At 67.0% G+C, this 13,492-nt stretch carries 14 protein-coding genes; 6 read left to right on the top strand and 8 right to left on the bottom strand.

All coding sequences use genetic code 11. The features are described 5' to 3' along the window. The 3 genes from htpG to A5646_RS01140 all read left to right on the top strand — a co-directional run. Nucleotides 1-1,156: molecular chaperone HtpG (gene htpG / locus A5646_RS01150; protein ID WP_082984591.1), on the top strand; the 1,156-nt coding region annotated here is incomplete at its 5' end. A gap of 84 nt (nt 1,157-1,240) precedes the next feature. Then, nucleotides 1,241-1,456 (top strand): hypothetical protein, encoded by a 216-nt coding sequence (locus tag A5646_RS01145; RefSeq protein WP_066871339.1) that lies wholly within the window; start codon nt 1,241-1,243, stop codon nt 1,454-1,456. 64 nt (nt 1,457-1,520) lie between these two features. Further along, entirely contained in the window at nt 1,521-2,558 is a 1,038-nt protein-coding gene (locus A5646_RS01140; RefSeq protein ID WP_067019258.1) for a TIGR03617 family F420-dependent LLM class oxidoreductase, read from the top strand. Here A5646_RS01140 and A5646_RS01135 read toward each other — a convergent pair. The 3 genes from A5646_RS01135 to A5646_RS01125 form a co-directional block, all read right to left on the bottom strand. Further along, nucleotides 2,533-4,128: an NRAMP family divalent metal transporter gene (locus A5646_RS01135; RefSeq protein WP_156752787.1), complete on the bottom strand. Its 1,596-nt coding sequence runs from the start codon at nt 4,126-4,128 to the stop codon at nt 2,533-2,535. The two genes, A5646_RS01140 and A5646_RS01135, sit on opposite strands and share 26 nt — an antisense overlap. An 80-nt stretch (nt 4,129-4,208) precedes the next feature. Next, complete coding sequence (locus tag A5646_RS01130; RefSeq protein WP_066876020.1) at nt 4,209-5,543, bottom strand: magnesium transporter MgtE N-terminal domain-containing protein; 1,335 nt, start codon at nt 5,541-5,543, stop codon at nt 4,209-4,211. Nucleotides 5,544-5,762: 219 nt separating this feature from the next. Beyond that, nucleotides 5,763-6,515 (bottom strand): sensor domain-containing protein, encoded by a 753-nt coding sequence (locus A5646_RS01125; RefSeq protein ID WP_066876044.1) that lies wholly within the window; start codon nt 6,513-6,515, stop codon nt 5,763-5,765. Nucleotides 6,516-6,641: 126 nt separating this feature from the next. Here A5646_RS01125 and A5646_RS01120 point away from each other — a divergent pair, with 126 nt between their 5' ends. Beyond that, nucleotides 6,642-7,064, top strand: a complete 423-nt coding sequence (locus A5646_RS01120) for a VOC family protein (protein ID WP_066871351.1) — start codon at nt 6,642-6,644, stop codon at nt 7,062-7,064. On the opposite strand, the gene A5646_RS01115 is transcribed toward A5646_RS01120, so the two are convergent. From A5646_RS01115 to A5646_RS01105, 3 genes are all read right to left on the bottom strand, one after another. Continuing rightward, nucleotides 7,013-7,909 carry a DMT family transporter gene (locus tag A5646_RS01115; RefSeq protein ID WP_067019255.1) on the bottom strand — a complete coding sequence of 299 codons (897 nt, stop codon included), beginning with the start codon at nt 7,907-7,909 and terminating at the stop codon, nt 7,013-7,015. The genes A5646_RS01120 and A5646_RS01115 overlap by 52 nt on opposite strands. 81 nt (nt 7,910-7,990) lie before the next feature. After that, nucleotides 7,991-8,383 (bottom strand): hypothetical protein, encoded by a 393-nt coding sequence (locus tag A5646_RS01110; RefSeq protein WP_066871357.1) that lies wholly within the window; start codon nt 8,381-8,383, stop codon nt 7,991-7,993. A 29-nt stretch (nt 8,384-8,412) separates the two neighbouring features. Further along, nucleotides 8,413-9,555, bottom strand: a complete 1,143-nt coding sequence (locus tag A5646_RS01105) for an NDMA-dependent alcohol dehydrogenase (RefSeq protein WP_066876029.1) — start codon at nt 9,553-9,555, stop codon at nt 8,413-8,415. A 147-nt stretch (nt 9,556-9,702) separates the two neighbouring features. Here A5646_RS01105 and A5646_RS01100 point away from each other — a divergent pair, with 147 nt between their 5' ends. Continuing rightward, nucleotides 9,703-10,878 (top strand): thiolase family protein, encoded by a 1,176-nt coding sequence (locus A5646_RS01100; RefSeq protein WP_067019252.1) that lies wholly within the window; start codon nt 9,703-9,705, stop codon nt 10,876-10,878. A gap of 66 nt (nt 10,879-10,944) precedes the next feature. Here A5646_RS01100 and A5646_RS01095 read toward each other — a convergent pair whose 3' ends face one another. Continuing rightward, entirely contained in the window at nt 10,945-11,571 is a 627-nt protein-coding gene (locus tag A5646_RS01095) for a hypothetical protein (RefSeq protein ID WP_369806897.1), read from the bottom strand. 106 nt (nt 11,572-11,677) lie between these two features. Here A5646_RS01095 and A5646_RS01090 point away from each other — a divergent pair, with 106 nt between their 5' ends. After that, the gene (locus tag A5646_RS01090) at nt 11,678-12,406 is read left to right on the top strand and encodes a 3'(2'),5'-bisphosphate nucleotidase CysQ (RefSeq protein ID WP_066871366.1); all 729 of its coding nucleotides are present in this window, start codon (nt 11,678-11,680) and stop codon (nt 12,404-12,406) included. 31 nt (nt 12,407-12,437) lie between these two features. On the opposite strand, the gene A5646_RS01085 is transcribed toward A5646_RS01090, so the two are convergent. Then, on the bottom strand, nt 12,438-13,397 hold the full coding sequence (locus tag A5646_RS01085) for a GlxA family transcriptional regulator (protein WP_369806896.1): 960 nt from the start codon (nt 13,395-13,397) through the stop codon (nt 12,438-12,440). Between the last annotated feature and the right edge of the window lie 95 nt (nt 13,398-13,492).

Genomic DNA, 13,492 nt, shown 5'->3' with positions numbered 1-13,492 from the left:
GGAGTACAAGGAGTTCTACAAGCACATCGCGCACGCCTGGGACGACCCGCTCGAGGTCATCGCGATGCGCGCCGAAGGCACCTTCGAGTACCAGGCGTTGCTGTTCATCCCGTCGCACGCCCCGTTCGACCTGTTCAGCCGCGACGCCCAGACCGGGATACAGCTCTACGTCAAGCGGGTGTTCATCATGGGCGACTGCGACGAGCTCATGCCCGAGTACCTGCGCTTCGTCAAGGGTGTCGTTGACGCCCAGGACATGTCGCTGAACGTGTCCCGCGAAATCCTGCAACAGGATCGGCAGATCAAGGCCATCCGGCGCCGACTGACCAAGAAGGTCCTCGCCACGATCAAGGATCTGCAGTCCGAGCGCCCCGATGACTACCGCACCTTCTGGACCCAATTCGGCAGGGTCGTCAAGGAGGGCCTGCTGTCGGACTTCGACAACCAGGAGACGCTGCTGCAGGTCTCCTCATTCGCCTCGACGCACAGCGAGGAGGAAGCCACCACGCTCGCCCAGTACGTGGAGCGCATGAAGGACGGCCAGACGCAGATCTTCTACGCCACGGGGGAGTCGCGCCAGCAGATCCTGAAGTCGCCGCACCTCGAGGCGTTCAAGGCCAAGGGCTACGAGGTGCTCCTGCTCACCGACCCGGTCGACGAGGTCTGGGTGGGAACCGTGACCGAATTCGACGGCAAGCCGCTGCAGTCGATCGCCAAGGGCGAGGTGGACCTCAGCTCCGACGGCGAGCAGAGCGAGGCCGAGCGCGAAGAGCAGCAAAAGGAGTTCGCCGACCTGCTGACCTGGCTCAAGGACACGCTGTCCGACCACGTCAAGGAAGTTCGGATGTCGAACCGACTGACGGACTCGCCGGCCTGCCTGATCACCGACGCCTTCGGGATCACACCGGCGCTCGCGCGCATCTACCGCGCGTCCGGACAGGACATTCCGGTGGGCAAGCGGATCCTCGAACTCAATGCCAACCACCCCCTCGTCACCGGCCTGCGCCAAGCGCACCAGGACCGCAGCGACGACCCCTCGGTGGCGGAGACCGCGGAATTGCTCTATGGCACAGCACTTCTCGCCGAGGGTGGTGCGCTCGACGATCCGGCGAGGTTTGCCGAGATCCTCGCCAACCGGCTGGCCCGCACGCTGTAGCCCCGCGCCGGCCGGCCCCAGCGTGCCGGGCCGAATAGGCGATTTCCGGGATTGAAAACCGCCTGGCAGGGATACTTAGATCCCATGCCCGAGTTTCGCGTCATCGACCCGCGTGGCCGGGTCGTCGCGACGAAGAACTTTGCCGACGCGGAGGCCGCGCACGCCTGGTTCGTCGGCTCCGTGGGCGGCGACACCGAGCTGGGTTGGCGCATGGAGGTCAACGACGACGGGCAATGGGCATTCTTCGACGACACCGAAGGGTTCACCGCCCCGGTGAGCCGGCGGCCGACGAAACGCTGACCCCGCGCGGCCGAGGCTGACGAGCCCGCGCGGCGCGGCCCGCGGCGCGACGTACGCTCCCACCATGCACGTCGACGCGATGACGATTCCCCAGCCGCTCGGCAAAATCGGTGAGCTCGCCCGGCGGACCCAAGCCGTCGGGTTCTCCGGTTTGTTGTTCACCGAGACGGGCCGCACCGCGTACCTGAACGCCGCCGTGGCGTCGCAGGCCGCGCCGGACCTGGAGTTGTCGACGGGCGTCGCGGTGGCCTTCCCGCGCAGTCCCTTCGTGACCGCCGCCGCGGCCTGGGAACTGCAGGAAGCCACCAAGGGACGGTTCCGGCTGGGCCTCGGAACGCAGGTGCGCACCCACGTGGTGCGGCGCTATGGCACCGCCTTCGAACGGCCCGGGCCCCGGCTGCGCGACTACCTGCTGGCCGTCAAGGCGTGTTTCAAGGCGTTTCGTTCCGGGACGCTCGACCACCACGGCGACTTCTACGATCTCGACTTCATCACCCCGCAGTGGAGCCCGGGGCCCATCGACGCTCCCGACCCCAAAGTCGATATCGCAGCGGTCAATCCGTGGATGCTGCGGATGGCGGGAGAAGTGGCCGACGGGGTGCACGTCCACCCGATCGGCGAACCGGGTTACCTGGCCCGCCACGTTCTGCCGACGGTCGGCGAAGGCGCGCAGAAAGCGGGCCGTTCGCCGTCGGACATCGCGATCATCGTGCCCGTCATGACGATCGTCGGGGATACCGACGAGGAGCGGGACCGGCAGCGCGAAGTCGTGCGTGCCAGCATGGCCTTCTACGGGAGCACGCCCAACTACGCATTCATCTGGGACGAGGCGGGTTTCGATGGCACGACCGCCCGGATCCGGGAAAAGCAGAAGGCCGGCGACTTCGCCGGCATGGCGGCCCAGGTCAGCGATGATCACATCGCTGTCTTCGCCACCGAGTCGACCTGGGACGGGTTGGCCGACGCGTTGACGGCGAAGTACGCAGGAACCGCAACGCGATTGGTGATGTACAACTCCGTCGCTGACCAGGAGCGCTTCGAGCGCTACGGCGAGGTGGCCCGCCGGATCCAAGCGGTCAGCGACCGAGCTGGATCGCTTTGACCACCAGAAGCAACGCCCCGACGACCAGATAGGCCCGCAGGGCGATCATCGCGAGCCGGGTTCCGGGGGACCAGGTGACAGGTTCGAGCAGGGCCAGCGGCGGCATGCGCCAGGTGTTGCGATCGACGCCGCGGCCCGGAAGTTGTGGCCGGGGCCGTGCGGGCTGACGACGGGCCAGCCAGCGCAGCACCGGTGCCGCGGCCGCCGCGAGGATGACCAGCCCAAGGGTCAGATAGCCCGCGACGGCGACGACATCGAGGCCGGGAAACAGCGTGGTGGCCATCAGGATTCCGGACAACAGCAGCAGAACGCCGACGATCAGCCCGGCGACCCAGTTCAGCCAAGCGCGATTGACCCACGGCCCCAACACTTCTCGGTCATTGCACAACAACAGCAGAAACACGCTGGCGCTGGGCAGCAGCAAGCCCGCGAGGGCCTGGACGGCGGTGGTGATCAACCCGAGCGGGGCGCCCGGAATCAGCACGATGGCCGCGGCCAGGACCACCATCGCGGTATAGGACAGGTAGAACTGCTTGGCATCGGCGAAGCCGCGGTGCAGCGAGTGCTTCAGCCCGAACACGTCCCCGAAGGCATAGCTGGTGGCCAGGGTCACCGCGGCGGCCCCGATGATCGAGGCGTCCATCAGCACGATGGCAAAGATCGACCCGAGGCCCGGGCGGTGCTCTCCCAGCAGATGCGCCGTCACACCGGCGTCGGTGAAGCCGCCAAAGGTGTTGGTAGAGCGGGCCGCCCACTCGCCGGTCATCATCAACGCGGCGGCGCCGACCACCACCACGAAGGCGCCCAGCACGGTGTCCGCGCGTTCGTAGCCCATGAACCGGGGCGTGATGCGCTTGTCGACGACGTTGGACTGCTGAAAGAACAACTGCCACGGCGCCACGGTGGTGCCGACGATGGCGATGATCAGCAGCACGGCATCCGAGCTGATTCCGCCCGCAATGCCGGGCACGACAAACGACTTCGCCGCGTGTCCCCACTGCGGATGTGACATCAGCAGCATCGGGATCTGCAGCAGCGTGACCGCGATGAAAATGAACATGGCCCGTTCCCATCGACGGAAGCTGCCGCTGGCCATGATCGCCACCAACGCCACCGCCGAGATCGGGACCACAATGTATTTGGAGACGCCGATGTACTCGGCGGCCAGGCTGACGCCGATGAACTCCGTGACGATCGTCAGGAAGTTGAGCAAGAACAGGTCGCCGACAGAAAACCAGCCCCAGCCGCGGCCGAAGCGTTCGTTGATCAGCCGGGCGTGCCCGACCCCGGTGACCGCGCCGAGCCGGACCACCATTTCCTGGTTGACGATGAGCACGGGGATCAGCAGCAGCAATACCCACAGCAGTGAGTAGCCGTAGTTCTGGCCGGCCTGGGCGTAGGTGGCCACCCCGCCCGCGTCGTTGTCGCCGACCATCACGATGATTCCGGGCCCGACGATCGCGAGCAGGGTCAGCAGCCGCGTTTTCCAGGTGCGGGCGTGCTCGGTTTCCCCCACGCTGATGCGCCCGAACGCCCCCTCGATGTCACCCAGATGCGCGCTGTCCAGCACCGCGGTGCGCCGGGCATGCGCGGGCTCGGGGCGTTGCGCTGCCTGCGCGTCGGCCCGGGTGGCGTCCTGTTCGCCGGAGCTCACTGCGCGCTTCCTCCCCTCGGCGGCGTGTCACGGTCGTCGGCGGTGGTCTCGCGGATCGGGCGCGGCGCGGGCTCGCGGCGGCGCCAGTCTTCGGGGATGGTCGCCTCCAGCACGTCGTCAACGGTCACCACCCCGAGCAGCCGATCCTGCTCGTCGACTACGGGGATGGAGTAGAGATTGAAATCCGCCATCAGCAGCGCGATGTCGGTCAGGTCGGCGTCGGCGTCGACCCGCACCGGATCGGAATCCATCAGGGCCGCAAGGGATTCGGCGGGATCGACCTGCAACAGGTTGATGACCGAGACGACACCGTCGAGTCGTTTGTCCTCATCGAGCACATGCACCTTGATGAGCGCTTCCGGTTGGATGCTGCGTGACGCGGCGATCAACGCCAACGCCTCGCCCGCGGTGGCGGTGGCCGAACAGGTCACCGAGTCGACATTCATCAGCCCGCCCGCGCTTTCGGGGTTGAACCCCATCAGCGTGATGACCTTGGTGCGCTGCGGGCCGGGCATCAACTCGAGCACACGCCGGCGCCGCGACTGGCGCAGGTCGGCGATCGCGTCGGCGGCATCGTCGGCGCGCATCCGGCCCAGCAGCGCGGCGACCTCGTTGTCCGGCATGCCGTCGAGCAGCCGACTGGCCTTTTCCGGATCCAGCTCCTCGAAGACGTCTGCCTCCAGCTCCGGGTCGCTGTGCACCCGATCGAGGATCTCGCCGCCCTCGGCCTTGTCCGCTTCTTCGAGAAGATCGGCGATCTCGGCGGCCTTGAGGTCGCCGAACCGGTCCGACAGTCGCCGCACGGCATCCGAGCGTGCGTGGCCGATCAGCGGCTCGAACGCCTTCCAATCGCGAGACGCGTGCCCGCCCGAGTGCTTGATCAGCCCGAACAACCGCGGCGGACGGCGGGTGTCCAGGCGGGTGACCATCCAGCCCTGGCCGGCCTGCTCCAGCTCGATGTCGTAGGCACGCACCAACTCGACGGTGGCCACGTCGATCAGCCGGTGGCCCAACACATCGGTGCGCAACAGCACCTCACCCTCGCGGCGTTCGAACCCGCGAAGGTCAACCTTGTTCTTGGTCAACAGAACTCGATCCGTGGAGTATGCGTCGATGGATTTGTCACCGATGAAGACGCGGCGCCCGCCGACCCCGGCCACGATCCCCGCCACCAGCGGATACTCCTCGGCTCCCCGCAGCCGCACGATCACGTCCTCGACCCGGCCCACCGTTTCCCCGGAGCGGGCCAGCACGGGGGCGCGCAACAGCTGAGAGAGGTGGATGACTGGCTGCCCGGCGCGTGGCTTGGATGCCTTTTCCGATGTGCCCACGTATCCCTCCTCAAGGCGGTACGACCTAACCCGCGGACAACCTACCTCGGAAACTACGTAGTGCGGTGCCATGTACGGCTTCAGATCGGATCACTGGCGCGCAAGCATCATCGGGTGACCGACTCGGCCGCCAGAGCGTACGCCCTCGTTATCGCGGGCTACTACCGCCAATAGGTAAACAGCAGAAGGCCATTCGGATTCGGCGACCCTTACTGGCGGCTATTGCTTGTCGACTTTTCCCGCGATTTGATTGGCGATGCTGACGCCCGCGTCCCCGACGTCCTTGCGGCACGCATCGACGTCGATGACGACGTTGTTGCGAACGGTCAGCGCCCGCTGGCAGGGCATGGTCACGCTGTTGCCGTTCGAGGAGATGGTGATGGTCACCGGAGCGCTCAACACTCCGTTGGCGTTGGACACCTGGCCCACCTTCCACTGAAGTTCCGGCTTACCGTCCGCGGCCGGAACGGTGTCCTGGCGGTTGGCGCAGGCGGGCCAGCGCTGAGTCGACGTCGTGAAGAACGCGCTCGCCTGCTCGGGCGACGCAAACAGCACCACAAATTGGTATACGTCAGGGCTTTCCAGCTGATCGGCCCCCGCGGGAGCCGGCGCCTGGTCGTGGTAGCCGTACACCGCGGTGCTTCCGCTGTCGGCGTAGACCGACGCCAACGCCGCGTGAGTGCTGTATCGGCATTCGGCGGGAAATGTGTAGTCCGAGCGCTGCACCGGGTCTTCCACCAACTTGGTGACCGGTGGGTCGCTCGTCGTCCCGGTGACGCCCAGCACGGTACCGATATCGTTCGGCGAGAGCATCAGGTCGGGCAGTCCGGCCTGCGCCAGGGGAGTCTTCGGCGCAGCCGTCGTGCTGGTGGTCGACGACGAAGCGGCGCCTCCGGCGTTGTCGCCACCGCACCCGGCGATCAGTATTGCGGCGGCGGCAATGGCAACTGCAGCGGTCAGCTGGCTCCTCATGCGCATGGAGCCTACGACAGCGGGGCGGGTCGCATGTGGATTTGCCGCATATGCGCTCGCGTGCAGGCTCTTACGGCAGCGACGGCCGTTGCGCGCGAAGTCGGCGTCAGAGGCTATGTTCGCTGAATGTCCGCAGTCGAATTCACCTCGGTATCGCCAATCGTCCCCGTCCGAGACCTGGACGTCGCGCTCGACCGGTACCGCCGGCTCGGTTTCGACGCCCGCGCGTACAAGGGCCCGGACCGCTACGGATTCGCCGATCGCGGGTCGGTGTCGATCCACCTGACCGAGTGGGCCGAGCACGACCCCTTGCGCACCGCCGCCAGCGTGTACTTCTACGTCAGCGACGCCGATGCCCTCTACGCGCAGTGGGCGGCACTGGAGAACCTCGGCGGTCGCCTGATCGCCCCGCAGGACACACCGTACGGCCTGCGCGAATTCGCCTACGTCGATCCCGACGGCACCGCCCACCGGGTCGGTTCACCCCTGAGCCGACCTCAGGCTGATTCTGTTGCGCGAGAGGGCGTTTCGTCAGGCGACGGGGTGTAGCTGGCCTGGCTGCGGGCCAGCGCCACCGTCGCTGCCCCCATCAGCGCAACCGATAAACCCAAGGCCACCCAGCCGACGTCGTTGGTGCGCAACGTCTCACCCAGCACGGTGACACCCAGCGCCGATCCGACGATCGGCTCGGCGACGGTGACCGCCGGCAGCGACGCGGTGAGCGGGCCGGCCCGAAACGCCGACTGCTCCCAAGCGGTCGCGGCGATCGCCAGCACCACCCACACGTACAACTCGGGCGTCCGCAACAGCGCCGGGATACCGCGGTCGAGCTGGTCGACCACGCCCTTGGTCAACACCGAAAACAGCCCCCACAGCGCGCCGGACATCAGGCCCAGCAACAGTGCGCCGACCGAACCCGGGAACACGCGCGCGCCGATCACGCACAGGGCCAGCGCCGGACCCATGACCAACGCCACGACGGTCCACGTGTGAACCGACCCGCGCGGGGTGCCCTGCTGGGGGTCGCCGACCGTCACCACCACCGCGACGGCGACGGCGAGCAGAACCGCCCAAATCCCTTGCCGCTGTGTGATTCGGCGATGTGCCACCCGTGCGCTGATGAGTAACGCGAACAGCAGCGAGGTCACCAACAGCGCCTGCACCAGCACCACCGAACCCAGGCCCAGGGCGGCGGCCTGGAAGCCGAACCCGGCCGCGGCCACCAGGCTGCCCGTCCACCACTGCCTGTCGCGCAGCAGCCGGCGAAACAGGGCGACGGTGCCGACCGGTTTGTCGGTGACTTGCTGTGCGGAGCGCTGCTGGACGACATCCCCGGCGCCGACCATCAGGGCGGCCGCGACCGCGAGCAATGCCGCAATGCCCGTCTTGCTCACGCCGGCCTCCTAACCACTATGGCGGGCCATCCCACTTGTCGCACAATCAAATTCGCATGCAGGGCTGGCCTACGCGGTGCGTCAGCTGTCGCGCCGGATCTTGAGCGCGGTGGTGATCATCGGAATCTGCATCGGCAGCCGGGCCAGGGCGACCAGGCGCATCGGCCACGGCTTGCCCCACCACAGCCGGCACATGTTGACGTTGCCCGGAAAGACCCCGACGAACAACGCCACGGCGGCCAGCGCTGCGGACCGCCGGGTGCTCCGCGGCACCAGCAGCGCCCCGATCGCCAGCTCGGCCACACCCGACGCGTAGGTATAGAGCCGCGGGCTACCCGGCAGCTCGACCGGAATGATGGAGTCGAAGGGTTTGGGCGCGACGAAGTGCAGGGTGCCGATGCCGAGCAGCATCGCCGCGACGCGGTAGGCGAGTTGCTGGGTGGCGTCGCGGCCGGCGTGGGGGAGGGTTGTCATGGAGCCATTGTGCCCATAGCGGCGGTGGCTTACGCGCGGTCGGCGTCGGTGAAGCGGATGACGCCACGGATGTTGCGGCCCTCGAGCATGTCGCGATAGCCGTCGTTGATCTGCTCGAGGGTGTATTCCCGCGTCACCATGTCGTCGAGATTGAGCTGCCCCAGTTTATAGAGCTCGAGAATCGCGGGGATGTCGTACTGCGGGTTTCCGCCACCAAAGATGCTGCCCTGCAAGCTTTTCTGCAGCAGCGAGAGTCCGGCGAGGTTGAGCGTGACATCGTTGGCCAGCACGCTGGCCATGCCGGTGAGGCAGCACACCCCACCCTTGGCCGTCAGCCCCATCCACGACTCGACGTCTTTGCCCTCCACGTGGCCCACGGTGACGATCACCTTGTGGCACATCAGGCCTCGCGTGGCCTCGGCGATGCAGGCCGCGGCGCTACCCACGTCCGCGAACGCCGCGGTGGCCCCGAACTTGAGCGCCTGTTCGCGCTTCCACTCGTAAGGGTCGACGGCGAATATGCGCCGGGCCCCGGCGATGCGGGCGCCCTGCAGCGCGGCGACGCCGACGCCGCCGATGCCGATGACCGCGACGTCCTCGCCCGGCGAGACCGCCGCGCTGCGCACCGCCGAGCCGTAGCCCGTGGTCACCCCGCAGCCCACCAGGCAGGCTACGTCGAACGGGATCGTCGGATCGATCTTGACCACCGACGTCTGGTGCACCACCACATACGGCGCGAAGGTGCCCAGCAACGACATCGGGATGACTGGGACGACTTGGTGGCCTCTTGCCACTGTGACACGAAACGATCCGTCGGAGACCGACTGTCCCGACAGCAGGCCCATGCCGAGGTCACAGAGGTTGCGCAGTCCGGTCTGGCATGGCGTGCACTTCCCACACGACGGGATGAACGACATGACGACGTGGTCGCCCACGGCCAGGTGTTCGACGCCCTCGCCGATCCCGGTGATGATGCCGGCGCCCTCGTGGCCCCCGAGCACCGGATAGCTCGGGATCGGGAAGTCGCCCGTCATCAAATGGTGGTCGGAGTGGCACAGACCGGCCGTCTCCAACTGGACGGTCACCTCGCCGCGGCGGGGATCGCCGATTTCGATCTCTTCGACCGACCATGGCTCGTTCAGTTCCCAGACCAGCGCACCTTTGGTCTTCAACGGTTGGCCTCCGTTTTTACCCGAACCGCTTAATTGTTAGCGCCGTCACACGAGCCCGGCCCACTGAACTTAGACCATTACTATTGTCTATACAGTATTTGATACGATTCGCGGCGTCTGACCGCCCACAACAACGAGGTTGAGAACATGGGAACACCCGTCATTGTCGGAGCCGTCCGGACCGCTATCGGCCGATCGTTCAAGGGGACGCTGGTTAACACCCCGCCCGAGACACTGATCACCGCCGTGCTGCCCGAGGTGGTCCGCAGATCGGGCGTCGATCCCGCCGACATCGACGACATCATCTTCGCCGAATCCCATTACGGCGGTGGCGATCTCGCCCGTTACGCGGCGACCGCGACGGGCCTAGACCACGTTCCCGGGCAATCGGTCAACCGGCACTGCGCGGGCAGCCTTACCGCCATCGGCAACGCCGCGGCGCAGATCGGCTCGGGCATGGAACGGGCGCTCATCGCCGGCGGGGTGCAGTCGCTGTCGATGACGCCGCTGACCAACTGGCGGATCCCCGGCCCCGAGCTGAAGTTCGAGGAGCGCTGGATGCCTCCTACGCACGTGGAGACGCCCGACGCGCCCGCCAAGGACATGTCCATCACGGTCGGCTGGAACACCGCGCAGGCGGTCGGCATCACGCGCGAGGAGATGGACGCCTGGGCGGCCCGCTCGCATCAGCGCGCCGTTGCCGCCCAGGACGCCGGCAAGTTTGCCGACGAGATCCTGCCGCTGAAGATCACCCAGTTCGATGGCTCGGTCACCGAGTTCGCCGTCGACGAGCACCCGCGCCGCGACACCACCATCGAGAAGCTCGCCGGCCTGAAGGTGCTGCACCCCGAGATCGAGGGCTTCTCGATCACGGCGGGCAACAGCAGCGGCACCAACGATGCCGCCGCGGCCGTCGCGCTCGTCGACAGCGACTACGCCAAAGCCAACAAGCTCAACGTGATGGGCGCCGTCAAGGCCTGGGCCGCCGCGGGCGTGGCACCCAGGGACTGCGGCCTGGGTGCGGTGAAGGTCATCGGGAAGGCGCTGCAGCGGGCCGGCCTGTCGCCGGGCGACGTCGCCCTGTGGGAGATCAACGAGGCGTTCGCTTCCGTCCCGATCGCGGCCTGCCGCGAATACGGCCTCGACGAGGAGAAGGTGAACTTCTCCGGTAGCGGCTGCAGCCTCGGCCACCCGATCGCGGCCTCGGGTGCGCGCATGGTGACCACGTTGGCCTACGAGCTGGCCCGCCGCGGCGGCGGCATCGGCGTCGCGGCGATGTGCGCCGGCGGCGGCCAGGGCGGCGCGGTCGTCATCGAGGTCTAGCGGCGATCGCGAGGTCAGCGAAGCTGGGCGATGCGGGTCGCCGCCATCGATCTGAGCCCTCAGCGGCTAATTGCAGAACGTGTAGCCGATGAATTGGGTGCCGCGCGTATCGCCGCTCGAGTAATTGGCGAAGTGCACGGCCGGCTCGCCGTTGTACTGGGTGTTCATCTTCTGCACGGTCGGTGGTGGAACGCCCTTGGGGAAAGCCAGGATCATGTCGGCGTAAATCTCCAATCCGGACTGGCAGATCGCCTCGCGGCGCGGCGGCTGCGGATTCCATGCGTGCACGACGACCGGTTCGGTCAGCTGAGACCCCGTTGCGCAATTCGGGTCGCAGAGCTTGAACACCGCCGTGCCGGTCCCGTCGGCGCCCTGCGGTCCCCAGGACGTCCACGACATGTCCTGCAGCGCAACGGCCACACTGGCGCAGCCCAGAACGTTGAGCTTCTTCGGGCGCGCGACCGGGGGAACGGACGGGTTATAGCAGCCCGGGATGGCGAAGCTCTCCGGCGCTGGCGGCGGCTGGGTGCTGGGCGCCGTCGCGCTCTGATGGCCCTGGCTCAGCTGCACGCCCACCACGGCGAGGACCCCGACCAGCACCGCGGCCGCGACAATCCCGGCCCCGATCAGTCGCCCCCGCGAGGTGTGCCGCAACCGCCTCGATGGGACGTTGGCGTTGCCGCTCACGCTCATTAGATTACGGGTGAAACTTTGCCGGTGGGCTGCTGCCCGTTTTCGCGTCTGACAGGGTAAAGTTGGTCATCGCTACCAAGTTATTGAGGATTCCGCGGGGTTGCTGATGAATGACCATGATCTGGCCGCACGGTTGGCCACCGAGGCCGGTCGGTTGTTGCTCGGCGTTCGAGACGAATTCGCCCACGCGGAAGCCGCTGAACGGAAAGCCGCGGGGGACAAGCGATCCCACGATTTTCTGATGGAAGCGCTCACCGCGGAGCGGCCCGGTGACGCCGTGCTCTCCGAAGAGGGCGCCGATGACCCGGTGCGATTGCGCTCGGACCGGGTCTGGATCGTCGATCCGCTGGACGGCACCCGGGAATTCTCCGAGCTGGGACGCGACGACTGGGCCGTGCACGTCGCGCTCTGGGAGGCCGGTGAGTTGGTCGCCGGCGCCGTGGCGCTGCCGGCGCAAGGCATCACGCTGGCGACTCCCGACGTCGCCTCGCCTCCCGCCGTACCGGGCAAGCCGCGCATCGTGGTGTCGCGCACCCGCCCTCCCGCCATCGCCCTGAACGTGAAGGATGCGCTGGACGGGGTGCTGGTGGAAATGGGCTCCGCGGGAGCCAAAGTCGCTTCGATAGTGCAAGGGCTCTCCGATGTGTACGTGCACGCCGGCGGCCAGTTCGAATGGGACTCCGCCGCGCCGGTGGCGGTGGCACGGGCCGCCGGATTGCACACCTCTCGCATCGACGGCTCCGCCCTGGCCTACAACCAACCCGATCCGAAGTTGCCGGATCTGGTGGTCTGCCGGCCCGAACTCGCGGAAGCGGTGCTCGCGGTTACCCGTTGAGCGTCGACGTTGGGAAATGCGCTTTAGTCGGTCACTTTGGCGACGTGACGTTACCTGTTTGCTTGGGGGAGTGGGTGAAAGCAGCACGATAGGCGCTTGGGGTCAGACCGGTCTTGCGAATGAAATGGTCGCGTAGCGAATCAATGGAACCGAGCCCGCTGCGGTGGGCGATGACCCCGACCGGCAGATCGGTAGTCTCCAAGAGTTCACGTGCGCGGTCGATCCGCAGCTGCAGCAGCCATTGCAGTGGGCTGAGTCCAGTTTCATCCCGGAAGCGTCGATTAAGCGTGCGAATACTGACCTTTGCGTGATCAGCCAAATCGGCGAGTGTGAGCTTGTCCTGAATCTTTGTCAGGGCCCAAGCCCGGGTCTGACTCAAGCTGGCAGGTGCCGCCGTAGGGACCGCCGCGGCGACGAACTGCGCTTGCCCGCCGGGGCGCACAGGTGCAACAACGGCCAGGCGTGCGATCGTATTTGCAACTGCCGCACCGTGATCGGTGCGAATGAGGTGCAGGCATAGGTCGATTCCGGCGGCCAATCCGGCCGACGTTACGACGGGCCCGTCTTCGACGAACAGCACTTCGGGTCGGACTTGCACGTGTGGATAGCGTTGCGCCAACTCCGCGGCGTAACGCCAGTGCGTCGTCGCGCACCGCCCGTCCAGCAAGCCCGCAGCAGCCAGGACGAACGCGCCGGTGCAGATCGACGCGATCCGCGCACCGCGACTTGCGGCCTCCTGCAACACCGAAACCAGTTCGGGTGCGACCTCGTCGCGGGCGCCGGTACCGGTAACGAGAACGGTATCGGCGCCGCCGATCACCTCCAGAGAGCCGGTGACGATTACCTCGAACCCACCTCGCGTGGCCAACGGTCCGGGCACCGGTGTGCAGGCGCGGACTGCGTAAGCTTCGCGGCCATCGATCTGCACGCCGCCGAACAGCAGGTCGGGGATCGATAGCTCGAACGCACCGACCGGCGGGACGGCGACCACCGCAATGTGATGAATGGCCAGAACCTCCCTAAGCGTGGCATTTATGCCACTAGCGCAGTGTAGCCGGCCGCACGAATAGTGGGACTTCAATGCCC

It is taken from the genome of Mycobacterium sp. 1245499.0, assembly GCF_001673615.1.
GTDB lineage: Bacteria > Actinomycetota > Actinomycetes > Mycobacteriales > Mycobacteriaceae > Mycobacterium > Mycobacterium europaeum_A.
This window is presented reverse-complemented; position numbering and strand designations above follow the sequence as displayed.

Bases quoted from the DNA above. Each gene is read 5' to 3' on its own strand.
- A5646_RS01145 (WP_066871339.1), top strand. From the start codon at position 1,241: ATGCCCGAGTTTCGCGTCATCGACCCGCGTGGCCGGGTCGTCGCGACG.
- A5646_RS01140 (WP_067019258.1), top strand. From the start codon at position 1,521: ATGCACGTCGACGCGATGACGATTCCCCAGCCGCTCGGCAAAATCGGT.
- A5646_RS01125 (WP_066876044.1), bottom strand. From the start codon at position 6,515: ATGAGGAGCCAGCTGACCGCTGCAGTTGCCATTGCCGCCGCCGCAATA.
- A5646_RS01120 (WP_066871351.1), top strand. From the start codon at position 6,642: ATGTCCGCAGTCGAATTCACCTCGGTATCGCCAATCGTCCCCGTCCGA.
- A5646_RS01110 (WP_066871357.1), bottom strand. From the start codon at position 8,383: ATGACAACCCTCCCCCACGCCGGCCGCGACGCCACCCAGCAACTCGCC.
- A5646_RS01100 (WP_067019252.1), top strand. From the start codon at position 9,703: ATGGGAACACCCGTCATTGTCGGAGCCGTCCGGACCGCTATCGGCCGA.
- A5646_RS01095 (WP_369806897.1), bottom strand. From the start codon at position 11,571: ATGAGCGTGAGCGGCAACGCCAACGTCCCATCGAGGCGGTTGCGGCAC.
- A5646_RS01090 (WP_066871366.1), top strand. From the start codon at position 11,678: ATGAATGACCATGATCTGGCCGCACGGTTGGCCACCGAGGCCGGTCGG.